Annotated in this window: 22 protein-coding genes and 1 tRNA gene; 9 read left to right on the top strand and 14 right to left on the bottom strand. The window is 64.1% G+C overall.

Annotation, left to right across the window (positions count from 1 at the left end; genetic code table 11):
* Window positions 1-8: 8 nt before the first annotated feature.
* Complete coding sequence (locus DX905_RS00770) at window positions 9-1,361, bottom strand: efflux RND transporter periplasmic adaptor subunit (protein ID WP_116089629.1); 1,353 nt, start codon at window positions 1,359-1,361, stop codon at window positions 9-11.
* Window positions 1,362-1,658: 297 nt separating this feature from the next.
* Between DX905_RS00770 and putA the strand changes: the two genes are divergently transcribed.
* Window positions 1,659-4,754: a bifunctional proline dehydrogenase/L-glutamate gamma-semialdehyde dehydrogenase PutA gene (putA, locus tag DX905_RS00765; RefSeq protein ID WP_116089628.1), complete on the top strand. Its 3,096-nt coding sequence runs from the start codon at window positions 1,659-1,661 to the stop codon at window positions 4,752-4,754.
* A 13-nt stretch (window positions 4,755-4,767) separates the two neighbouring features.
* Here putA and DX905_RS00760 read toward each other — a convergent pair whose 3' ends face one another.
* A complete protein-coding gene (locus tag DX905_RS00760) occupies window positions 4,768-5,199 on the bottom strand; it encodes a hypothetical protein (RefSeq protein WP_116089627.1) in 432 nt (143 codons plus the stop codon).
* 293 nt (window positions 5,200-5,492) lie between these two features.
* Between DX905_RS00760 and DX905_RS00755 the strand changes: the two genes are divergently transcribed.
* Both DX905_RS00755 and DX905_RS00750 read left to right on the top strand, forming a co-directional pair.
* Window positions 5,493-5,831, top strand: coding sequence for a hypothetical protein (locus tag DX905_RS00755; protein ID WP_162875384.1), 339 nt, complete (start codon window positions 5,493-5,495; stop codon window positions 5,829-5,831).
* An 8-nt stretch (window positions 5,832-5,839) separates the two neighbouring features.
* Window positions 5,840-6,325: a hypothetical protein gene (locus DX905_RS00750; protein WP_116089625.1), complete on the top strand. Its 486-nt coding sequence runs from the start codon at window positions 5,840-5,842 to the stop codon at window positions 6,323-6,325.
* A 36-nt stretch (window positions 6,326-6,361) separates the two neighbouring features.
* On the opposite strand, the gene DX905_RS00745 is transcribed toward DX905_RS00750, so the two are convergent.
* A complete protein-coding gene (locus DX905_RS00745; RefSeq protein ID WP_116089624.1) occupies window positions 6,362-6,988 on the bottom strand; it encodes a TetR/AcrR family transcriptional regulator in 627 nt (208 codons plus the stop codon).
* Window positions 6,989-7,078: 90 nt separating this feature from the next.
* Here DX905_RS00745 and DX905_RS00740 point away from each other — a divergent pair, with 90 nt between their 5' ends.
* The gene (locus DX905_RS00740; RefSeq protein ID WP_116089623.1) at window positions 7,079-7,741 is read left to right on the top strand and encodes an O-methyltransferase; all 663 of its coding nucleotides are present in this window, start codon (window positions 7,079-7,081) and stop codon (window positions 7,739-7,741) included.
* 20 nt (window positions 7,742-7,761) lie between these two features.
* Here the strand turns inward: DX905_RS00740 and DX905_RS00735 are convergent, their stop codons facing one another.
* Window positions 7,762-9,159 (bottom strand): APC family permease, encoded by a 1,398-nt coding sequence (locus tag DX905_RS00735; protein WP_205412169.1) that lies wholly within the window; start codon window positions 9,157-9,159, stop codon window positions 7,762-7,764.
* 6 nt (window positions 9,160-9,165) lie between these two features.
* Window positions 9,166-10,509 carry a DNA recombination protein RmuC gene (locus tag DX905_RS00730; RefSeq protein WP_116089622.1) on the bottom strand — a complete coding sequence of 448 codons (1,344 nt, stop codon included), beginning with the start codon at window positions 10,507-10,509 and terminating at the stop codon, window positions 9,166-9,168.
* A 144-nt stretch (window positions 10,510-10,653) separates the two neighbouring features.
* Here DX905_RS00730 and DX905_RS00725 point away from each other — a divergent pair, with 144 nt between their 5' ends.
* A complete protein-coding gene (locus tag DX905_RS00725) occupies window positions 10,654-11,046 on the top strand; it encodes a four-helix bundle copper-binding protein (protein WP_116089621.1) in 393 nt (130 codons plus the stop codon).
* Here DX905_RS00725 and DX905_RS00720 read toward each other — a convergent pair.
* Window positions 11,043-11,945 (bottom strand): SDR family oxidoreductase, encoded by a 903-nt coding sequence (locus tag DX905_RS00720; protein ID WP_116089620.1) that lies wholly within the window; start codon window positions 11,943-11,945, stop codon window positions 11,043-11,045. The genes DX905_RS00725 and DX905_RS00720 overlap by 4 nt on opposite strands.
* Window positions 11,946-12,040: 95 nt before the next feature.
* Here DX905_RS00720 and DX905_RS00715 point away from each other — a divergent pair, with 95 nt between their 5' ends.
* Complete coding sequence (locus DX905_RS00715; RefSeq protein ID WP_116089619.1) at window positions 12,041-12,868, top strand: helix-turn-helix transcriptional regulator; 828 nt, start codon at window positions 12,041-12,043, stop codon at window positions 12,866-12,868.
* 80 nt (window positions 12,869-12,948) lie between these two features.
* Here DX905_RS00715 and DX905_RS00710 read toward each other — a convergent pair whose 3' ends face one another.
* From DX905_RS00710 to recR, 4 genes are all read right to left on the bottom strand, one after another.
* Window positions 12,949-14,010 (bottom strand): SDR family oxidoreductase, encoded by a 1,062-nt coding sequence (locus DX905_RS00710; protein WP_116089618.1) that lies wholly within the window; start codon window positions 14,008-14,010, stop codon window positions 12,949-12,951.
* Between the two features lie 181 nt (window positions 14,011-14,191).
* Window positions 14,192-14,725 (bottom strand): peptide deformylase, encoded by a 534-nt coding sequence (gene def / locus DX905_RS00705; RefSeq protein ID WP_116089617.1) that lies wholly within the window; start codon window positions 14,723-14,725, stop codon window positions 14,192-14,194.
* Window positions 14,726-14,734: 9 nt separating this feature from the next.
* Window positions 14,735-15,109 carry a VOC family protein gene (locus tag DX905_RS00700; protein ID WP_116089616.1) on the bottom strand — a complete coding sequence of 125 codons (375 nt, stop codon included), beginning with the start codon at window positions 15,107-15,109 and terminating at the stop codon, window positions 14,735-14,737.
* Window positions 15,110-15,178: 69 nt separating this feature from the next.
* Window positions 15,179-15,775 carry a recombination mediator RecR gene (gene recR / locus DX905_RS00695; RefSeq protein ID WP_116089615.1) on the bottom strand — a complete coding sequence of 199 codons (597 nt, stop codon included), beginning with the start codon at window positions 15,773-15,775 and terminating at the stop codon, window positions 15,179-15,181.
* Window positions 15,776-15,990: 215 nt separating this feature from the next.
* On the opposite strand from recR, the gene fmt reads away from it, so the two are divergent.
* From fmt to DX905_RS15885, 3 genes are all read left to right on the top strand, one after another.
* A complete protein-coding gene (gene fmt, locus DX905_RS00690; protein WP_116089614.1) occupies window positions 15,991-16,893 on the top strand; it encodes a methionyl-tRNA formyltransferase in 903 nt (300 codons plus the stop codon).
* Window positions 16,890-17,627, top strand: a complete 738-nt coding sequence (gene truA, locus DX905_RS00685) for a tRNA pseudouridine(38-40) synthase TruA (RefSeq protein ID WP_116089613.1) — start codon at window positions 16,890-16,892, stop codon at window positions 17,625-17,627. The genes fmt and truA overlap by 4 nt, the downstream gene beginning before the upstream one ends.
* A 224-nt stretch (window positions 17,628-17,851) precedes the next feature.
* Window positions 17,852-18,844: a hypothetical protein gene (locus tag DX905_RS15885; protein ID WP_162875401.1), complete on the top strand. Its 993-nt coding sequence runs from the start codon at window positions 17,852-17,854 to the stop codon at window positions 18,842-18,844.
* Between the two features lie 144 nt (window positions 18,845-18,988).
* Here the strand turns inward: DX905_RS15885 and trxB are convergent, their stop codons facing one another.
* From trxB to DX905_RS00660, 4 genes are all read right to left on the bottom strand, one after another.
* The gene (gene trxB, locus DX905_RS00675; protein WP_116089611.1) at window positions 18,989-19,969 is read right to left on the bottom strand and encodes a thioredoxin-disulfide reductase; all 981 of its coding nucleotides are present in this window, start codon (window positions 19,967-19,969) and stop codon (window positions 18,989-18,991) included.
* 66 nt (window positions 19,970-20,035) lie between these two features.
* On the bottom strand, window positions 20,036-20,455 hold the full coding sequence (locus tag DX905_RS00670; RefSeq protein WP_116089610.1) for a low affinity iron permease family protein: 420 nt from the start codon (window positions 20,453-20,455) through the stop codon (window positions 20,036-20,038).
* Window positions 20,456-20,558: 103 nt separating this feature from the next.
* Window positions 20,559-20,918, bottom strand: coding sequence for a hypothetical protein (locus DX905_RS00665; RefSeq protein ID WP_116089609.1), 360 nt, complete (start codon window positions 20,916-20,918; stop codon window positions 20,559-20,561).
* 642 nt (window positions 20,919-21,560) lie between these two features.
* Window positions 21,561-21,637: transfer RNA gene (locus DX905_RS00660), tRNA-Met, on the bottom strand.
* Window positions 21,638-21,726: the final 89 nt, after the last annotated feature.

Genomic DNA, 21,726 nt, shown 5'->3' with positions numbered 1-21,726 from the left:
GACCTCGCTCACTGGCTTGCGCCGCCACCTTGCCGATGGCGACGCTGCCCGCCGCCTGCACTGTTGCCACCACCCGCCGCATTCCCAGCACCTGCGCCGTCACCGTCGGCGCTGCCGCCGCCAAACAGCCGCGCGAACATGCCGGCTTTTTTGCGCGGTTGACGTTGCGGCCGCTCACCGGGCAGCATCACCTTGGATCCATCCTCGAGATTGTCGGCGCCTTCGGTTATCACAGTCTGGCCGACCTTGACGCCCGACAGGATCGCGACGCGCGATCCGTTCGCCGGGCCCTGCTTCACGATCTGCATCTTCACCGTCTTGTCCGGCTGCAGCACGAATACGAAATCGCCCTGCGCGCCGTGACGTACCGCGGTGACCGGCAACGTGGCCGCGCCGCGCAACGTGTCGACAAGCAAGCTTATATTAACGAACTGATTGGGGAACAGCACGCCCTGCGGATTGGGGAAGCGCGCCTTGCCGGTCACCGTGCCGGTGGTCGCGTCGATCTGATTGTCGAACGCCAGGAATGTGCCGTGCGCGAGCGTAGTAGCGCCGCTCTGATCGGTCGCCGTCACTGGCAGCGCCGCCCCGGTGCCGCGACGGGCGAGGATGCCGGGCAAATTGCCCTGCGGCACCGCGAAGCTCACATCGATCGGGTTGGTCTGGGTAATGACCGCGATGCCGTTAGCGTCGCCCGGAGTAACATAGTTGCCGATGTCCGCCTGGCGCAGGCCGACGCGGCCTGAGACTGGCGCAGTGATCGAGGTATATTGAAGGTTCAGCCGTGCGGTGCCGACCGCAGCGCGATCTGCAGCGACGGTTCCCTCCTGCTGCCGGACGGTCGCCGCCTGCGTCTCGACCTGCTGGCGCGCGATCGAATCCTGCGCGAGCAAAGTCTGGTAGCGGCGCAGATCGACGCGCGCGAGATTGAGCTGCGATTCGTCGCGGGTCATATTGGCCTGCGCCTGGGCGAGCGCCAGCCGGTATGGCCGGGGATCGATCTGCGCGAGCAATTGCCCCTTCGCCACCACCTGCCCCTCGACGAAGTTGATCGTGAAAATATTGCCCGAAAGTTGCGGCCGCACCGTTGCCGCCACGATTGGAACCACCGTGCCTATCGCTGTCAGCGATTGCGGAACGTCGGCGGCGACCACCTTGGCAACTCCGACGGTGGCAGCAGTCCGGCCGCGCCCGCGTCCTCCGCCCCCCGGGCCGCCCTGTCCCTCTTCGGATCCACCCCGCGTCAGCGCCCAGGCAAGCGCGGCGATGACGACCAACGCCAGCACGACCAGCAGAGCGTTACGGCGCGAATTCGGCGAGCGCTCGACCGGATCGACCGGCGCGTCTGGGTTATCGTTCATTGCTTAGCCTTGAGCCTGGGGAGAGCGAAACGGGGGGATTAACGGACAATCGAATTGCGCCATGCGCAAGTCACTACCCACAGTGTTGCGAAGCGGGAAATCGATCAAGCCGCATCTGCCAGGTTGGTTCCGTCGGCGGAGAGGCGTAGCGGGTTCCTATTGCCACGGATGGTGGGACTTCCGATCTAAAGCCTGATCGTTGTTGACCAAAGCGCGACTGTGCTTCTGTCAATCGCGGGAATCTGGCGCCGATCATGGAGTTTCGGCCTGAACCGCGCGTGAAGCCATGGAGCATTTGTGATCGCACTCGACTGGGATCGTATCGACGACCTCAAATATCAGGATGAAGCGGAAGCTTGCCGTGCCCTGCTCGCCCGCGCGCCTTTGTCGGCCGACGAACGGCGCATTGTCGAGCGCGAAGCCGCTACCCTCGTTCGCGCCGCGCGCGCCTCCGCCGACAAACAGGGCGTCGTCGAAAGCTTCCTGCAGCAATTCTCGCTTGGAACGCGCGAGGGGCTGGCATTGATGTGTCTCGCCGAAGCTTTGTTGCGCACGCCCGATGCCGAGACGCGCGACCGGCTGATCGCCGAAAAGATCGGATCGGCCGATTGGGCGAGTCATCTCGGCCAGTCCGAAAGCCTGTTCGTCAACGCCTCGACCTGGGGCCTGATGCTCACCGGCAAGCTGGTGGATGTCGATGAGGAGGCCAAGACTGATCTCGGCGGCTGGCTCAAGCGGCTGACGGCGCGCGTCGGCGAGCCGGTCATCCGCCAGGCCGTGGGTGCCGCGGTGCGGATGATGGGCGAGCAATTCGTGCTCGGCCGCAATATCGAGGCGGCGTTGGCACGCGCGAAACGCGAGAATTACCTCTGTTCATTCGACATGCTCGGCGAAGGCGCACGCACTGCGGGCGATGCTGAGCGTTATGAGAAAATCTACGCGCAAGCCATTCGCGCGGTCGGCAAGGCCCGGACCCCCGGCACCGCGCCCGAAGACGGTCACGGCGTCTCCGTCAAGCTGTCGGCTTTGTCGCCGCGCTACGAGGCGGTGCAGGAAGCGCGCGTGTGGGAGGAGCTCTACCCGCGCATCAAGCGGCTGGCGCTGATCGCCGCGCACCACGACATGAATTTCGCGATCGATGCCGAGGAAGCCGACCGTCTGGTCCTGTCGCTCAAGCTGGTCGATCGACTGGCGCGCGAGCCGGAGCTTGGCGGCTGGACGGGCCTCGGCGTCGTCGTCCAGGCCTATCAGAAGCGCGGACTTGCCGTGATCGAGGCGCTCAAGCAGCTTGCCGATGCAAGCGGGCGGCGGATCATGGTGCGGCTCGTCAAGGGAGCCTATTGGGACAGCGAGATCAAGAAGGCGCAGGTTGCCGGCCGTCCGGGCTATCCGGTATTCACCACCAAGTCTGCGACCGATCTGTCCTATCTGGTCTGCGCGGAAGCGCTGATCGCCGCCTCCCCGGCCCTCTACCCGCAATTCGCGACCCACAACGCCCATACGCTGGCGGCAGTGCGGTTGATGGCGGGCCGTGCCGGCGTGCGCATCGAACATCAGCGGCTGCATGGCATGGGCGAAGCGCTGTACCAGGCGGCGGGACAAGGCAATGCGGTGCTGCGAGCTTATGCTCCGGTCGGCGGCCATGAGGAATTGCTTCCCTATCTCGTGCGGCGCCTGCTCGAAAACGGCGCGAACACCAGCTTCGTCCACGCCTTGCTCAACGAGCGCGTTCCCGCCGAGGACGTCGTCCGCGACCCGATCGCCGCGGTTGCGGCGCGGCCGTTCGCGCACCCGCGCATCCCGTTGCCGGCGGACATTTACGGGCCGTCACGCAAGAATCCGCTTGGCCGCGATTATGCGATCGCCGCCACCCGCGACCGGGCGGCGCGCGCTACCCGTGCGATCGCCGCCGAAACCCTGACCGCTGGACCGATCGTCGGCGGACGCCTCCTCAAGGGCGCAGGCGCGAAAGCCATGACCAGCCCCGTGGACCGCGAACTTCTGATCGGCGGCATATCCGAGGCGACGCCTGTCGAAATCGACACTGCCGCGGATCGCGCCGGCGAAGCGCAGCCCGCGTGGGACGCGCTTGGCGGTGCCGGCCGGGCGCGGGTGCTGCGCGCCATGGGCGACGCGCTGGAAGCCGATATGGACCGGTTGGTCACCCTGCTCGCGCGTGAGGGCGGCAAGACGCTCAACGACGGCGTTGCCGAAGTGCGCGAGGCGGTCGATTTCTGCCGTTATTATGCGAGCCTTGCCGAAAAGCAGTTCGTCGGCCTGGAGACGTTGCCGGGCCCCGTCGGCGAGACCAACCAACTCGAGCTGCGCGGGCGCGGCACTTTCGTCTGCATCTCGCCGTGGAATTTCCCGCTGGCGATCTTCACCGGCCAGATCGCGGCCGCGCTCGCTGCCGGCAATGCCGTGCTCGCCAAGCCGGCTGAGCAAACCCCGTTTGTCGCGGCCGAAGCGGTGCGGCTGTTCCACAAGGCCGGGCTCGACCCCGATCTGCTCGCCTTGCTGCCCGGCGACGGCGCCACGGTCGGCGCGGCGCTGGTGCGCCATCCGCGCATCGCCGGCGTCGCTTTCACCGGGGGCACCGATACCGCGCGTGCGATCAATCGTAGCCTGGCCGATCGCGACGGACCGATCCTGCCCTTCATCGCTGAGACCGGCGGCCTTAACGGTCTGTTCGTCGACACCACCGCCTTGCGCGAACAAGTGGTCGACGACGTCATCCAGTCGGCGATCGGATCCGCTGGCCAGCGCTGTTCCGCACTACGCGTGCTGTTCGTCCCCAAGGATTCCGCCGATGAATTAGTCGCGACGCTCGCCGGCGCGCTCGATGCATTGCAGATCGGCGACCCGGCCGATCCCGCAACCGACATCGGCCCGGTGATCGATCGCGAGGCGCTGGAAAACCTGGAGGCGCACGCTGCCCGGCTCGAACGCGAGGCCAAGATCGTCTGGCGGCTGGATCCGGGCGACACGCGCGGCTTCTATTTCGGCCCCGTGATTGCCGAAGTGCCGAGTCCGGACTTCCTCGAACGCGAAGTGTTCGGGCCGATCCTGCACATCTACCGCTACGATCCCGAGGATCTCGCTGAAGTGGCGGGCAAGCTCGCCGCGCGCGGCTATGGCCTGACGCTGGGAGTGCACAGCCGCATCGAGCGCTTCGCAGAGGAAGTGCGCGCGCTCGTCCCGGCCGGCAACGTCTACGTCAACCGTTCGATCATCGGTGCGGTCGTCGGCGTCCAGCCGTTCGGTGGAGAAGGCCTGTCCGGCACCGGCCCCAAGGCGGGCGGACCCCATTCGCTGCTGCGCTATGCCACCGAACGGGCCTTGTCGGTCAATATCACCGCCCAAGGCGGTGACCCTGCGTTGCTCAGCCTGTAGCCCTTGGCCCCTGCTAGAACGGTAGTGCCGCCAGGTCCGGCTCGACCCATTCGTGGCGTGCGGCCGGGCTGAACAGCGTGTCGCGCCGCCAGTAAGCGAGCGGCCAATCGCGGTTGCCGAGCGGCGACGCCATGAGCGACCGCAGCACCGCATGCAGCGGGGCATCGGCTGCATGACCGCGTGCGTGGCTCCCCGCAGCACGAAGCGAAGCGAGCGTGATAGTATGGTGATAACCGCTTGTGTCCGTATTCGCGGTCTCGGTAGCCTCGTTATAAGCCATGATCAGCTTCCGGATTTCACCGGGGGCCGTCAATTCTGGCCGCTTGCGCAACAGCCATAAAGCCGCCGCGAAATGCCCCGCGTGGGTCCATTCCGTTTTGGGAAGGGTTCGATCGATCATCGCCAAGGCGAGCCCTTCGATCGTATCATCTCTGCATGGGAGCATATTCGGGTCCTTCTGGATCAGGCCCGACCGACACGAACCCGCCGATCGGGCGGGTGCGTGCGCTAACGGAAATGGGAGCCGCTTATTGGCTCCGTGTACCGCACGCGCATATCGACGCCGCCGAATGAGCGCGTGCTTGTTGCCGATGCGTGCCACGGAGAAATGTCATCGGGATTGCCTATCATCCCGATGGTTTGCCCTCAAGCGGAGACGGAGGTTTCCGAAGCGCTCGATCATCGACATCGATGGCATTGGAGCGTAGAAGTACCTGGTCATTTCCGATGAGGACGGACATGGTGTTTCTGGCTCTCGCGCTGGCCGCAATGCCCGTTCCCAGCCAGGTTTTGGACGGCGCTTCCTTCGATCGTTTTGCAAGGCAGGCCGATCGCGCTTGTCCAGCGCGTCAGCTTCGGCTGATCACCCCCGCTTCGCTCGATTGGGAGGAGGAAGGGTTTGAGGAGCAGCTTTCGCCTCAGCATATCAGGAGCCTTTCAGCGGCAAACCAGCAAGAGGCGCATTGCGCCGGGCGCGATGGCCTGGCCTGCCCTACGGTCGAGACGCTTAAGGCGATGATCCACACTCGGCTGCTGCGGCCCTTCGTTGTCTTCGCCTGCTCCCACCGGCAACCATGAGATCACCAATGAAGCGATCGATCCCGTTACGCGCGGCGCTCCTCGCATGCTTCGCCGCTATGCCGGCGTCAGGCCGGCAGCTGACGCCGACCACCCTCCAGCAGATGATTGGGCATGACGGAGCTGCATTCGTCGACCACCGCCTGTCCGAGCCGCAATTCGATCATATCCTGGATGAAGCGGCCAAAGGGGATGTGCGATGGCTGAATGTGGTCGCGGCCCTGTATCATGGTACCGATGGCGCCAGGGCGGAAGGGATCAGCAAGGCGCTGAGCGACGCTCTCCAGATCAATCCGCATGCGGTTTTTTCCCTCGAAAGGGCCGACTCCCGCCTGCCGCGCCCTGCGTGGCTGTGCCAGGATCGCGCGATCGAACCTAGGACTGCCGACCTTACCCGCTTTCGCGAACGCGCCTCCCGCGCGGTTCACGCCGTCAATGACCCCGCGCTGCGCCAGTATAAGCAGCGATGCCTCGCCGTCCTGGCCAGGAGTTGATCGACGCATCGGCGGCGCGGGATCGGATCTTCCGGATCAACAGATGTCGCGCAGATAGGCGCAGAACATGTCGGCCATGGCATCGCCATAGCGCGCAATTTCGGCCTCGGTGCGCGGTGAGGCCGAGAAATTTGCGCCGACATTGCTCAGCGTCGCCTTGATCATGTCGGCGGCTAACTCCTGCTCCGCGTCGACCGCGTGCGGCAGCGCTTCGCGCATGAAGTGCAGGAAGATGCGGTCGCTCCCGGCCTTGGCGGCCTGCGCCTCGGGCGCATTGCGGTAAAGCGGCGCGGCGTCGTCGAGCGCCGTGCGCATTCCCGCTTCCGCGCATTCGGAACGAATGAAGGCGTGGACCAGCGCCCGCAGCCGATCGAGCGGCGGGCGGCCTGTATCGTCGAGAATCGCGCGGAGCATGTCCATCGTCTCGCGCCATTCGTCGCTCTGCAGCCGGAACAGGATCGCGGCCTTGTTCGGGAAATATTGATAGAGTGAGCCGACGCTGACCCCCGCTTTCTCAGCGACTCGCGCGGTTGTGAAACGCTGTGCACCTTCGCGCTCTAAAACATGAACAGCCGCTTCCAAGATGGCCGCGACAAGCTCGATCGAACGGGCCTGCTTCGGCTCTTTAAGCGCAGAAATCCGCGACTTTCTCGGCTCGTTCACGGCCGCCTCCCGGAATGCGAATAGCGAAACTGACGGATTAGTCGCATTCTATGCGGGTCGCAAGAACGCCCCGAATTTCGGAGAAATCGAATGACCACGCTCACTACCGCGTCGCTCACCACCGTGCTGGACGGCCTGATCGACGCCGATCGCTCCTGGCGGCTCGACATCCCTGCCGTCGACAGCATGTCCCCCGAGGAGCGGCAGCGGCTGATGCAGAGCAAGACCGAATATCGTGAGCTTTACAGCTTGCTTAAGGACGCGCCGCTCGCCGTATCGCGCGAGACCGCCATCCTGCTTTACATGCTGGCACGCAGCATGCGGGCTCGCAACGTCGTCGAGTTCGGGACGTCGTTCGGCGTATCGACGCTCCATCTCGCCGCCGCGCTACGCGACAATGGGGGCGGACGGCTCATCACCAGCGAATTCGAACCGTCCAAGATCGCCAGCGCGCGGGCGAACCTCACCGCCGCTGGCCTCGTCGATCTGGTGGAATTTCGCGAGGGCGACGCGCTGGAAACCCTCGCTGTCGACCTGCCCGATACGGTTGATCTCCTGCTGCTCGACGGCGCCAAGGGCCTCTATCCTGATATCCTCGAGCTCGTCGAAAGGCGGCTGCGCCCCGGGGCACTGATCGTGGCCGACAATGCCGATTATAGCCCCGACTATCTGGCGCAGGTTCGCGCGCCGGAGCGCGGCTATCTCTCGGTGCCGTTCGCGGCCGATGTCGAGCTGTCGATCCGGCTCGGTTGAGATTGGCTATGCGAGAGCCTTCAGGACCGCCAGTCCGCAGGCTCCCGCACGGTCCAGTTGCCCCGCCGCTTCAGCACCAGCCAGTAATAGGCCGCCGCGCCGACTATCTGCGCGGCGGTCGCGATCATGCCCGGGCGCCCCTCCTCCACATCCTGCCAGGTCGCGACGATTATGTAGCTCAGCGCCAGCAGGGTGAAGAGCGGCGCCAGCGGGAAGAGCGGCATGCGATAGGCGCCACCGGCGGTCGTGCCGCGGCGGCGCCCGACGATGGCGGCGAGGCTGATCGCGCCATAGGTCACGATCAGTCCCCCGCCATTGAGGATCAACAGGAATTTAAGGCTGATGAAGCAGCAGGCAACGCCTACCGCCCCGACGATGAGGGTCGCAATCCACGGGCTGCCCCAACGCGGATGGACCGCGCCGATATATTCGTCGAAGCGATAGCCCCACACGAGGTCCCTCCCGGTGCTCCAGAAGAAGCGCGCAGAGGCGAGCAGAGTCACGATTACCGCATTGACGATCGCGATCACCACCCCGATCGCTACCATCTGCGAAAGCCATGTGCCGCCGCGCACCGCAACGAACTGGCCGAACGGATCGTCGGCCGCGAAGGTCGCGCGCAGATCGGACGCGCCCACCAACAGGGCGATCACCGGCGCCAGCTCCAACAGCAACGACAGGCCGAACGAGATCAGGATCACGCGGGCGATCTTGCGGCGGGCGTCGTGCATCTCCTCGCCGAAATAGACCGCCATACCGTAACCGTTGAGCGCGAAGATCGCGATCGTGGTCGCCAATCCGATCGAAGAGAGCGACGTCGACACCATCGCGCCTTCCGCGAGCATCGTTGGATGCGCCAGCATCGTCGCGATGCCGCGCGCCGGCGCGATCAGCCCGAGCGCGACCAAAACTGCCAGGGCCACCATTTCGACCGCGAGGAAGATACCGGTGACGATCGCATTCACGCGGATGTTGAGCATTCCGCACAGCGTCGAGCCCGCCACCACCGCGATCGCGGTTGGAATCTGCGGCAGCCCCGGAATGACCAGGCCCAGCACCGCGCTTACCCCCAGCCCCACTACTGGCGGGAAAAGTATGTTGTTGAATACGTTGATGCCGAGGATGACGAAGCCCGGCAGCGGCCCGAGCGTGCGCGCCACCATCACATATTCGCCACCCGCGACCGGGAAAGCCGAGGACAGTTCGGCATAGACGTAAGCGGTGGCGATGCAGACCAGCGCCGCCAGCAGGAATGCCCACAACGTCCCCGTTCCCGCCGTCTGCAGCATACCCGGCACGATTATGAACACCGATGAGGCTGGTGTCGTTGCGGACAAGGTCAGGAACAGGATGCCGAGCACGCCTAGGCAGCGTGTCAGCGGATGCGGCGCCGGCGGCGCTGTACCGGCCGTTTGCACCAGCCCTTACTCTGCCGCCTCCGCCGGGTAATCGGGAAGTGCGCCGGTCGAAAGCTTGGCGAGCGGGCGTACCGCGGTGTCGATCATAGTCAGCGGCTCGATCGGCTTGCCGCCAGTCTCCACGCTCAGCGCCTCGAACCGTTTGGCCTGCGTCATCACCTGGCTCTCAAGGCTGCCGACGAAATCATTGTAGGCACCCGTCGCCTGGTTGAGATTGCGGCCCAGCCGATCGACATGCCGGCCCATAGTCTGCAACCGGGCATAGAGCTCCTTGCCGAGCCGCCCGACTTCTTCGGCCTGCTTGGCCAGCCCCTCTTGCCGCCACATTCCCGCCATCACCTTGGCGAGCGCGAGCATGTTAATGGTGGAGGCGATGATCACGCCGCCGCGAAAGGCCTGCTCGATCAGTTCCGGGGCGCGCTCTGCGGCTGCCGACAGGAAATGCTCGCCGGGGATGAACATGATGACAAAATCAGGCGAAAGATCAAACTGCTTCCAGTAAGATTTGCGACCAAGGTCAGTGGCATAGGAGCGCATCGCGGTTGCATGTGCGAGCAGCAGCTCCCCGCGCCGTGCCTCATCTTCCTCGTCGAAGGCCTGCTCGAAAGCGGTCAGCGGGCATTTGACGTCGATGACGATGCAGCGTCCGCCTGGCAGCTTGATCACGCAATCGGGCCGTAGTTGGCGCTCGCCGTCGGAAACCGTGGCCTCCAGCTCAAAATCGACATTCTCCGCCAACCCCGCGGATTCAAGGATGGTGCGCAATTGCTGCTCGCCCCAACGACCGCGATGCTTTGGGCTGGAGCGCAGCACATTGGTAAGCCGCGCCGTCTCTTTACGAACGATATCGTTGCCTTGGGCGAGACCTATCGCAGCTTCTTTGAGCGCTTCGTAACTGCCGACGCGTTCCTTCTCGACCTTGGCCAGCCCTTCCTCATAGCGTTTAAGCGTTGTCTCGACCGGTGTCAGCAATGCCTTCAGCTGTGCGTCGGTCTTCTCACCGGCCTGCGCAAACCGCTGGTCGGCGCGCTCGAGGAACTGGCGCTGCGCATCGCCGAGCAATTTGGCGCCGACTTCGCTGAACTGCGCCGACAGCGCCTCTTTGGCTTCGCGCAACTCGGTCAGTCGTGCCTCGAACGCCTGCGCGCGCTCGCCCATGGCGGCGCGTTCGACCGCCAGATCGCGCAAAGCCGCGTCGCGGGTTGCAGTGACTTCGCCGAGCTGAATGCGCAGCTGCGGCACTTCGGCCGCCTGCGCTTCGGTCTTGGCGGCGGCGCTCGCACGCGCGAACCAGCCGACCGCCAAGCCGGCGAGCAATGCCAATAGTCCGATTGCCAGCGCCAAGCCCATTTCATCTCACCCCGGAACGAAATGCGAACCTAGCGCCCCCCGTCGCTGTGCTCAAGTCGCTTGAGATGATCCTTATGCAGCGTCTGGACGGAACGCATCGGCGGGCGCAGTGTATAGGAATAAGAAGCCCGTAGAGGAGAGCCCATGTCCATCCGCAAGATGATCGCGTCGCACCCGTCGGCGGGCGGCCATATCAACGAGCCCCTCGCTGAAGCCGCCAAACACGCCATGTATTGCGCCGTGATCGCCACCGCCTGCGCCGACGCCTGCTCGGCGGAAGAGATGGACATGCGCCAGTGCATTCGGGTGTGCATGGATACGGCCGACGCCTGTACGGCGACATCGCGCATGGCAGTGCGGCGGACTGGAAATAATGATGCCGGGCTGGGGGCGATGCTGCGCACCTGTATCGACATCTGCACCTGGTGCGCGGAGGAGTGCGACAAGCACGACCACGACCATTGCAAGCGCTGCGCGCAAATGTGCCGCGAATGCGTCGAAGATTGCCGCCGCGCGCTCGCGACACTAGGAAATTAACCAGCGTCGGCGATGCGATAGTCCATGCGCTCGAGGTCAGCGATGAGCCCCGGGCCCGTCGGTTGCCATCCCAGCCGCTCGCGCGTCCAGCTACTCGACGCGGCAAGATCGAGACCGGCGAACATTGCGAGCCAGCCGAAATGATCGGCGGCCTGCTCGGACGACAAGGACACCACCGGCACTTCGAGCCCGGCGCCCACCGCCTCCGCGATTTGCCGTAGCGGCACGCCTTCTTCCGCGACCGCATGATAACGGGCACCGGGCTCGTGATGCTCTAACGCCAGCCGATAGAGCCGGGCTACGTCCGTAACGTGTGCTGCCGCAAAGCGGTTGGCACCCTCGCCGATATAAGCCGACATACGCTTAGCCCGGCTCAGCTCGATAAATGGCGTGATGAGGCCCTGCTTCTTCGTATCATGCACCTGCGGGAGGCGCACGACGGCTACCGAAGCACCTTTTTCCAGCGCAGCCGCGCCCGCCTGCTCTGATGCGACGCGCGGATTGGGATGATGCCAGTCGACCGCCTGCTCGATCGCCAATTGCCCGGCGCCAACGCTGCCCAGCCCCACGCCGGACGTGATGATGAACGGGCGCGCCGAGCCCGCAAGCACCGCGCCGATGGCTTCGATCACGCGGCGATCCTTCTCGCAATTCTCGGCGAAACGCGAAAAATCGTGATCAAAAGCGGTATGCATCACGGCGTCCGCTTGTGCCGCCCCGCGCCTTAGGCTGTCGAGATCTTCGAGAGTACCGAGATGCGTTTGAGCTCCGGCCTCCTCCAGTGCGCGGGCGCCCTCATCGGAGCGCGTCAATCCAAGCACCTTGTGGCCGGCATCGAGCAGTTGCGGCAGAATATGAGAGCCGATGAAGCCGGTTGCTCCGGTAAGAAAGACGCGCATGCTATACCTCCGATTGTGCGTGAGGCGCTCTTGCGCTACGCATGATCCTGTTAAAGTAGTGATCTTATCGTGGTATAACGATCAACAGGTTTCCCGTGAGCGCACCAACCAACTCTTTAGGGTCGTACCTCCGCGATCGTCGCACACGGCTCGACCCTGCCGCCTTTGGGCTGGCGAGCGGACGCCGTCGAACCCCTGGTCTGCGCCGCGAAGAGGTAGCCCAGCGATCGAACATCAGCGCGGCCTGGTATACCTGGCTCGAACAAGGCCGCGGCGGCGCGCCGTCGGCCGCAGTACTCGATCGCATCGCCAAGGGCATGATGCTGACCGAGCCGGAGCGTGAGCACCTTTACATGCTCGGTCTTGGGCGGCCTCCGGAGGTGCGATATCGACCGGTCGACGGCGTGTCGCCGCGCTTGCAGCGCGTGCTGGATGCGATGGAATTCAGCCCCGCGATCGTCAAAAGCGCGACCTGGGACGTGCTCGCCTGGAACAAGGCTGCGTCCGCGCTGCTGACAGATTATTCGAAACTGCCCCGCGAGCAGCGCAACATCCTGCGCCTGATGTTCGGCACGTCGCGCGTGCGCGCCAAACAGGAAGATTGGCAGAGCGTCGCGCGGTTCGTGGTCGGCGCCTTTCGTACGGACGTATCGCGCGCCGGGGCGAGCGGCAGCGAGGAAGTCTCCCGCTTGGTCGAGGAGCTATGCCGCCTCAGCCCTGAATTTGCGATGCTGTGGCAGGACAATGAAGTGGTGGCGCACAGCGAAGGGTCGAAGCGGATCCGCCACCCGCAGGCCGGTCCGCTCGAGCTCGAATTTTCGTCGTTCGCGGTGGAGGGGCGACCCGAATTGGGGATGATTGTCTACAATCCCGTATCAGAGGCCGACGCGGACCGTATCCGCGAACTCATTCGAGCCGCTTAGCTTGGTCGCCGCCATATTCCATTCGGACCCCCCGAGCCCGGCTAGGCTACAGAGACCACCCCACTCGCTTGGCCAGGTCCTCAAGGAATCAGGCGGTCATTGCGTAGCTGGGCGAACAGATCGAAGAATGCATCGTCCGTCGGCTGATATTCGGTGAATCCCAGCCGGCGGCTCTTCGACATGTCGGTCACGACCTCGATCGGCCGGCCAAGATCTGCGTCGGTATGCCATGGCGATGCCAGGCGGCTGAGATCCAGTTCGACCAGCCCCTCGCGTTCGGCGATGGTGCGCCATAAGCCGGCGTCGCCGTCCATCTGCTGCTCAAGGGGCCGTACGATGCCATCGAAAGGCGTGGCGGCGATCCCGAACCAATTGGCGATACGGCCCCACATCCAGCTCCAGCGGAAGACATCGCCATTGACGACGTTGAACGCCTCATTCGCGGCCTCCGGCGTGGTCGCTGCCCACAGCATGTGGCGCGCAAGCTGGCGCGCATCGGTCATGTCCGTAAGACCGTTCCACTGCGCGGCGGATCCGGGGAAGGCAAAGGGACGGCCTGTCTCGCGGCAGAGTGTGGCGTAGACCGCGAGCGTGGTGCCCATGTTCATCGCGTTGCCGACCGCCTTGCCAATGACCGTGTGCGGCCGGTGGACGCTCCAAGTGAAGCCGTCGCGCGCCGCGGCCGCAAAGACCTCGTCCTCCTGAGCATAGTAGAAATTTTCGACGTCCAGCCTGCCCTGTTCCTCGCGAAACGGGGTCTGCGGGAGAGCGCCTTTGCCATAAGCCTCGAACGGGCCGAGATAATGTTTGAGGCCGGTCACCAGCGCGACGTGGCGCGGTGCCGTAGGCTTCGGCAGGCCGTCGAGGAGATTGCGCACCATCGCGGAATTGACGCGGATATTCTCCGCCTCGCTGTCCTGCCGCAGCCAGGTGGTGATGAACACCGCATCCGGCCGCAGGTCGGTCAGCGCGCGCGCGGTGGCATCCACGTCTTGAAGATCGGCGCAGATCGGCTGCACCCCGGCCTGGCCCGTGGGGCGACGCGCCAGGCCGGACACCTGCCAGCCTCGGTCCACAAGCAAGGTTGCCGTCGCGCTGCCGACGATACCGCTCACGCCCACTACCAAAGCCGTCTTTGTCATGCTCGCTTCCTATACGTGGGGTCACGGCGCGGGCACGCCGCTCAACGAAGCTCGTAGAGGGCTACGGGCCGCGACGCTGCCGCAGTCGTTCGATCGGAAACCTAACGCGCTGGAAATGAAATCGGCTAGCCAACGCCGCTTTTAATATATGCGGCGGGATCGAAGCGGCCGCGGGGCCGGCCTACGCCGCCTTGCTCTGGCGCCGTGACTTTTCGAGCTTCTTGAGGACCATCTCGCGCTTCAGGCGCGAGAGATAATCGATGAATAGAATGCCCTCGAGATGATCCATCTCATGCTGGAGGCAGGTCGCCAGCATGCCATCGATCAACTCGTCATGCTGGACGCCATTCGCATCGAGCCAGCGCGCCCGGATTGTGGCGGGACGCTCGACCTCGGCATATTGATCGGGCACCGACAGGCAGCCCTCATTATAGATATTGCGGTCGGTCGAAGGATCCGTCAGCTCGGGATTGATGAAGACCAAAGGCTTGCGTATCGGCTGGCCTTCGGCATCCTCCGCTTCCTGCAGGTCGATCACCAGCACGCGCTTGGGCACGCCGACCTGGATCGCAGCCAGGCCGATACCGGGTGCCGCGTACATCGTCTCGAACATGTCGGCGATCAGAGCGCGCAGATCATCGTCAACCGTCTCCACAGGAGTGGATTTCACGCGCAGCCGGGGATCGGGTGCCTCGATGATCGGACGAATAGCCATGGCGCCAATCTAAGCTGCGGACGGGCCGCCTTCAAGGTCGGGTTGCCACAGCTCGATCGGATTGCCTTCGGGATCGTGAATGCGGGCGAATCGGCCAAGACCCGGCACGTCCCATTCGGGCTTGGTGATGATCTCGATGTCTGCGGCGCGTAGCCTGGCAAGCAGATCGTCAAGCCCATCCACACGCAAGTTCAGCATCCATTGCTTGTCCGCGCCGAAATAGTCCGTGTCCGCTTTAAATGGGGAGAAGACCGACGTGCCCGCCTGCGTCTGCCACACGCCATAGTCGCCGGTGCCGACGCCGAGATGCGTCGCGTACCATTCGCCGAGCGCCTTCGGGTCCTGCGCCCGGAAGAAGAAACCGCCAATCCCCGTGACGCCCATCTGCCCTGCCCCCGTCCTCCCGGCGGAAGCCAGGATCCTTACACACCATAGCGCAAATCGACGGAGGGATTAAGCCACCGGCCGGCGTGCGCGCAGCGCTTGAGCAAGCGTGCCTTCGTCCAGATAATCGAGCTCGCCGCCGACCGGCAGCCCATGGGCCAGCTGCGTCACGCGCACCGGGAAGCGGTCGATCCGCTCGGCGATATAATGGGCGGTAGTCTGACCCTCGAGCGTGGCATTCATCGCCAGCACGACTTCGTCGATGCCGCCGCGCTCGATCCGGCCGACGAGGCTGTCGATGGTGAGATCCTCCGGCCGTACGCCCTCCAGCGCCGCCAGCCGGCCGCCGAGCACGTGAAACCGACCAGGAAACAGCCGCGTGCGATCAAGTGCCCACAGATCGGCGACCTCTTCGACCACGCACAACATGCGCGCGTCGCGGCGCGGATCGGCACAGATCGCGCACGGATCCGACGTGTCGACATTGCCGCAGGTCGAGCAGCTCGCCAATTTTTCGCTTACCGCTGCCAGCGCGCGCTGCAGCGGCGCCAGCGCCGCCTCCCGTTTCTTCAGCAGATGCAGCACCGCCCGCCGCGCCGAGCGCGGCCCAAGCCCTGGCAGTCGGGCAAGCGCCTGCGTCAGCGCATCGATTTCTGGAGAAGCCATTGTCGGAACAAATAGGGGCTCCCCCGCCCTTCGTCACCCTTAACTTGCTGAGCGCCCAGCCCCCTCACCCGTCCTTTCCTTGGAGGCCGGCATCCATTCCGCGGCGTGGCGCGATCTGGTGATTCCGCCTTCGCGGGATCGAACGTCGTTGCAACAGCGCGAAGCGCCGTTGACGGAGGTGGAAAGTGAGGCGGCTTTGTGGTGAAGGCGACGCCATGCGGATCATATTCATGGGAACGCCCGAGTTCGCGGTGCCGACGCTCGACGCGCTCCAGGGCGCCGGCCACGATATCGTCGCCGTTTACACGCAACCCCCACGGCCGGCCGGACGTGGCAAGGCGGACCGCCCCTCCCCCGTCCAGCTGCGAGCGGAGGCGCTGGGGATCCCCCTATATTCGCCGAAGTCGCTGCGCGATGCGGAAGCACAGGCCGCCTTTACCGCGCTCGAGCCCGACGCGGCCATCGTTGCCGCCTACGGCCTGATCCTTCCGCAAGAGATATTGGACGCACCCGTGTGGGACTGCCTTAACGTTCACGCCTCCCTGCTCCCGCGTTGGCGCGGTGCCGCGCCGGTCCAGCGCGCGATCCTGGCCGGCGACGAAGAAACCGGCGTCACCATCATGGCGATGGAAGCCGGACTCGATACGGGCGACATGCTGGCGGTCGAGCGCACGCCGATCGGTAACAAGGATGCCGGCACGCTGACCGCTGAACTCGCCAAGATCGGCGCGGCGATGATGGTGGAGGTGCTGGCCGATCCCGGCGCCTTCCCTGCCCAGCCTCAGCCGGACGAGGGCGTTACTTACGCCCCCAAGATCGACAAGGCCGAGGCGCGGCTGGATTTCACCGTCGGTGCCGTCCAGGTCGAGCGCCAGATCCGCGCCTTCGCCCCCACGCCGGGCGCCTGGTTCGAGCATGACGGCGAGCGCATCCGCATCCTGGCCGCCGCGCTTGTCGAGGGCGAGGGCGTGGCGGGAGCGGTGTCCGACAATCTGATAATTAGCTGCGGGAAGGGAGCGATCCGCCCCACCAAGGTTCAGCGCGCCGGCCGCGGCGTGATGTCGGCCGACGAACTACTGCGCGGCTTTGCCATTCCGGCCGGCACGCGGCTGGCATGACGCGCTTCCGCCTGACGGTGGAATATGACGGCCGCCCCTTCATGGGCTGGCAGCGGCAGGCGCACGGACCTTCGGTTCAGCAGGCGATCGAGGAAGCCGCCGACACGGCTACGGGGGAAGCGCCGACCTTGTTCGCCGCCGGCCGCACCGATGCGGGCGTGCACGCACTGGCGATGACCGCACACCTCGACATCGCCAAGCCAATTACTCCCTTTAGATTAATGGAAGCACTCAACGGCCTGCTCAAGCCGCAGCCGGTCGCGATCCTCGCTTGCGAAATCGTGGCCGACGATTGGCACGCGCGCTTCTCGTGCGTGGGGCGGGATTATCTCTACCGTATCGTCAATCGCCGCGCCCCGCTCGCGCTGGAAGCCGGCCGCGCCTGGCGCATCGCCCGGCCGCTGGATGTCGATGCAATGCATCAGGCAGCCCAAGCATTGGTCGGGCGCCACGACTTCACCACCTTCCGCTCCGCCCATTGCCAAGCGGAAAGCCCGATTAAGTCGCTCGACCGGCTCGACGTACGCCGCGACGGAGATGCGGTGTTGATCGAAGCGGCGGCGCGCTCATTCCTCCACCATCAGGTGCGCTCCATGGTGGGATGTCTCGGGCTTGTCGGTCAGGGACATTGGGCAGTCGACGACATGCGCAGTGCACTGGAAGCTAGGGACCGCACCAAGTTGGGCCTCAATGCGCCTGCCGATGGCCTCTACTTCACGTCCGCGCGCTACTAAACGCCACATCGGCCGCGTAAAGCAGGACAGGCGGCGCAGTCCGCGAAGGCGGGTCCTGCCAGCCACATTGGCGACGCTATGCTTCTTGTTCCTTATTTGTTCTTGACATTTTGGCGGATTTGTGAGAAGAAACCGACCGTCGCGCTTGCGCGGCTAGCAAGTATTTTTCCTACAAAACTCATTTCTGCGCTGCGTTCGTTTTTTCCATCAGGGAATAGCGCCGCATGCGCATGCCATCGATCGGAGCAACGATGCGGAAAAGCGGCGGTAACGACAATATCTGGTCAAAGGCTTCGGGAGACCGAGGGCTGAAACAAGCGGGAAACCGGCTTGGCGCCTTGTTCGAGGGTTTTGACGAAACGAAGGAGCCGCCTTCATTGCCTCGGCCAGCCGATACGGGGGTCCAACTTGGCAGGGACATCATTCTTGCGGCACAACGTCCTGACCTTGGTGCGCTGCTGGCTCAGAACGCTTCACTCCGCACGCAGCAAGGACTTCTGGAGACGAAGACCTTCCAACGCGCTCCGGCGTTGCCACGATCGGTAAGCCACCAAAGTCCGAGTTTCGCCAATCGTGCAGTTTCCTCGAGCAATCGAGCAATGCCAAAGAGCGAGCGAGCGATCTTCGACCTTGCCGGCAGGTTTCACGATTTCCAGGCCGGGCCTAAAATTGCGCGGCCTAATCTAGCGGAGCAGTTCATCCCGATCGTCGGGCCGGCATGGGACGCGGTGGCGGACCTTCAGGAAGGACACTATGGATCGGCAGCATTCAACGCGGCGATGGCCGGGATGGATGCTGTTCCGATCGGATTCGGCGTTAAGGCTGTGCGGAAGGCCTCAAAAGTCACTCGGACATTAAGGACGCCTCTTCCAAAAGCATATGCCGTGCAACAAAAAATGCACACGTTGGGCTTGGCGTCAACGCTCGAGGACGTTCATCACATGTTCGAGTTGAACGGGATCGCCCGGAACGTGCAGCATTGGAAAAACAATCCGGTATTCTTGAAGGTTTTGCCGCGCGAAGTGCATCAAAGACTTCACCATAGGGCCGGCAACAAACCGCAGTTCGGCCCCGCCCTTCGTTTTTGGCATGGCACTACGGATTGGATGAAGGCCTGGGCCGCGGGGATCGCTGGCGATGTAACCGATGCCGCAGAGAACATTGAAGATTGGGTTTCGGCAACGAAAAAAAGGCCAACACCTCAGGTTCGCCGCTGAGATATTGAGTCGATACGCTCGCCGAAGAGACGTAGCTGTCAGTGCTTGAAGCCCTTAAAAAACATCGCACTTAGCGAAGCCAGGTGCGGCCGATGCGCTCAACGCGGTGAGTCCGGCTTCGACAGGCTCAGCCCAACCGAAATATTACTCGGCCGCCACCGCTTCCCTGGCGCCTTCCGCCACTGGGAAATCCTGCTCCTGCAGGAATTTCTCGGCGTCGAGCGCGGCCATGCAGCCGGTGCCGGCGGCGGTAATGGCCTGCCGGTAATGTTTGTCCATCACGTCGCCGCACGCGAACACGCCGGGGACGCTGGTGTTGGCGGTACCCGGCGTCACCCGGATATATCCTTCGTCCAGCTCAAGTTGGCCCGCGAACATCTCGGTCGCCGGATGGTGGCCGATCGCGACAAAGCCGCCATCGACCTCCAGCATCGACGTCTCACCGGTCTTGGTATCCTTGAGCTCGATCGCGACCAGTCCGCTGTCATGATCTCCGACGAAGCGCAGGACTTCCTTGTTCCACAGAGGATGGATGCCATGATGCGCGAACAGGCGATCCTGCAGGATCTTTTCGGCGCGCAGGCTGTCGCGGCGATGGATCAGCGTCACGTCATGGCTATGGTTGGTCATGTAGAGCGCTTCTTCGACCGCAGTGTTGCCGCCGCCGATCACCGCCACCTTCTTGCCGCGATAAAAGAAGCCATCGCAGGTCGCACAAGCCGACACGCCGCGACCGCCCAGCTCCTCCTCACCCGGCACGCCAAGCCATTTTGCCTGCGCGCCGGTGGCAATGACGAGCGTATCGCACACGTAGAGGGCCCCGCCGTCGCCCTTGAGACGAAAAGGCCGTTCGGAGAGGTCGACCTCGACGATCGTATCCCACATCATCTGGGTGCCGACATGCTCCGCCTGGGCCTGCATCTCCTCCATCAGCCAGGGACCCTGGATCACATCGCGAAAGCCGGGATAATTCTCGACGTCGGTGGTGATCGTGAGCTGACCGCCCGGCTGGATTCCCTGCACGACGATCGGCGCGAGCCCGGCGCGCGCGCCGTAAATGGCGGCGGAAAGCCCGGCGGGGCCCGAGCCCAGGATCAGCATACGGGTGGAATGAACGGCGGTCATCGAAAGCCTCAATAATGTCACGGATCAGATAGGGGCTGGATACGCCCTTTATCAACCCGGCAGCCCTCAGCGGCGGCGGATAAGGCGATCGACATATTGGTTGCTCGGCGGTTTGCCGGGACGTTCCGCCTGCTCCTCAGCACATTCGGCCTCGAGGTCGGCCCGGATCTGCTGAATTTCCTTATCCGTCTTATGCTCGATGCCGATGAACTGGCCGCGCGCCTGCTCCAGCGCGCGGATCAGCTCGTCGAGCTTGGCCTGCATCGCGGCAGCATCGCGATTCTGGGAATTCTGGATCAGGAACACCATCAGAAAGGTGACGATCGTCGTACCGGTGTTGATCACCAGCTGCCACGTGTCGGAATAGTGAAAAAGTGGCCCGGTAATTCCCCAAATACCTACCGTCAGGACGGCGAGGATGAACGCAAGCGGATCGCCTACAAAAACCGATATGCGGTTGGCGATGGCCGTAAAGAAGCGATCCACGCAATACTCCTGCTAACCCGAATTAGCGTGACAGCATCGGAGCAAGTGACGCCGGATGCAATCGCCAGCTAACCGTGCCGACGCAGGGGCGATGATCACACCATCATGCCCGGTCACCATCCTGGCGCGGCCGGAAATTCATCGGCCCCTCATGCAGGGTCACACTATGCGGAGCATTGCCGCCCAAGGCGGTGATCAGCTGAAGGACCAGTTGACGCCGCGCCGCATCGAGCGTGCGGAATTGGTCGAGAAGCTCCTGTTCGCCCGCTGTAATGACAGGTAGCGCGTCCGCATCGCCGGCAAGACCGGCAAGTTCCATGACGGCGGAAGGATCGACCGCGTGGTCGGCCAGAACGGCAGCTACTTTCCGCGCAAGATCAACCGGAAGATAGGGCCGCTTGAAATCATTGGCATCTTCGTATCGCGAATAGGACGAGGGCGGCATTCCCAGCTTCTCGGCCATGGCACGAAGCGTCAACGGTGGCCGCGCCCCTTGCCGCAATTGCTTCAATCCGAGTGCCGCAGATCGCATTGGCGGACCATGTGCGAAAAACCCGTACGGATATGCACGGAATTTCTGTTGACGCTTGCACGTCTTTCCGGGACAAGGCTGTCCATGGAATTCGGACTTTAGGTTGATAAGTGACCCGGCGATGCTGGCCCGCGGACGATCCTGCAGCGTCCCCCGCCGCTGGTGACTACCGCGCTAGATATGGCATGCGGTCAGCCGCTAGCTGCCGCGCAGTTCACGCTGGCACGCCGCTGTGAGATCGCCGACGCCCGCCCAGGCTTCGCTGCTTGGATTGAAGCCATCCGAGCTCGCGGTAATCGAAAAGCATGATCTTCTTCCCTCCCGGACTGGCTCCGGGGGCACGACGGGCCCGGTCGTCGAAGAAGAATCATGCGACCCCGCGCAAGCGCGCCGGGCTGCCGGAAGAATCGTCCTGCTCGCGGTGTTGGCCCTCTGCACGGCGGCTCTTGTCTGGCTTCTGTGGCTGTACGTCAGCCGCACATAGCTGCGTCCGGTCACCGTCGCGGCCAGGACCGGTCCGCACTGGTCCTGCGGGAGCCCCCTTTTGGGAGGTGCACATCCCGGTTTTCGCGATGGTAGCGGAGGAGGGACTTGAACCCCCGACCCCAGGATTATGATTCCCGTGCTCTAACCAGCTGAGCTACTCCGCCATGCGGCGCTCCAGCGCGAGGCGAGGCCTATAGCAGCGCGCTTAAGCGGGTCAACCGCAGCTTGTGGAGCGGTCAAGGAACCCAATGGT

The organism is Sphingomonas crusticola, assembly GCF_003391115.1.
Classification (GTDB): Bacteria; Pseudomonadota; Alphaproteobacteria; order Sphingomonadales; family Sphingomonadaceae; genus Sphingomonas_I; species Sphingomonas_I crusticola.
Note: the sequence above shows the minus strand (reverse complement) of the source record. Positions and strands in the feature narration are given on the sequence as shown.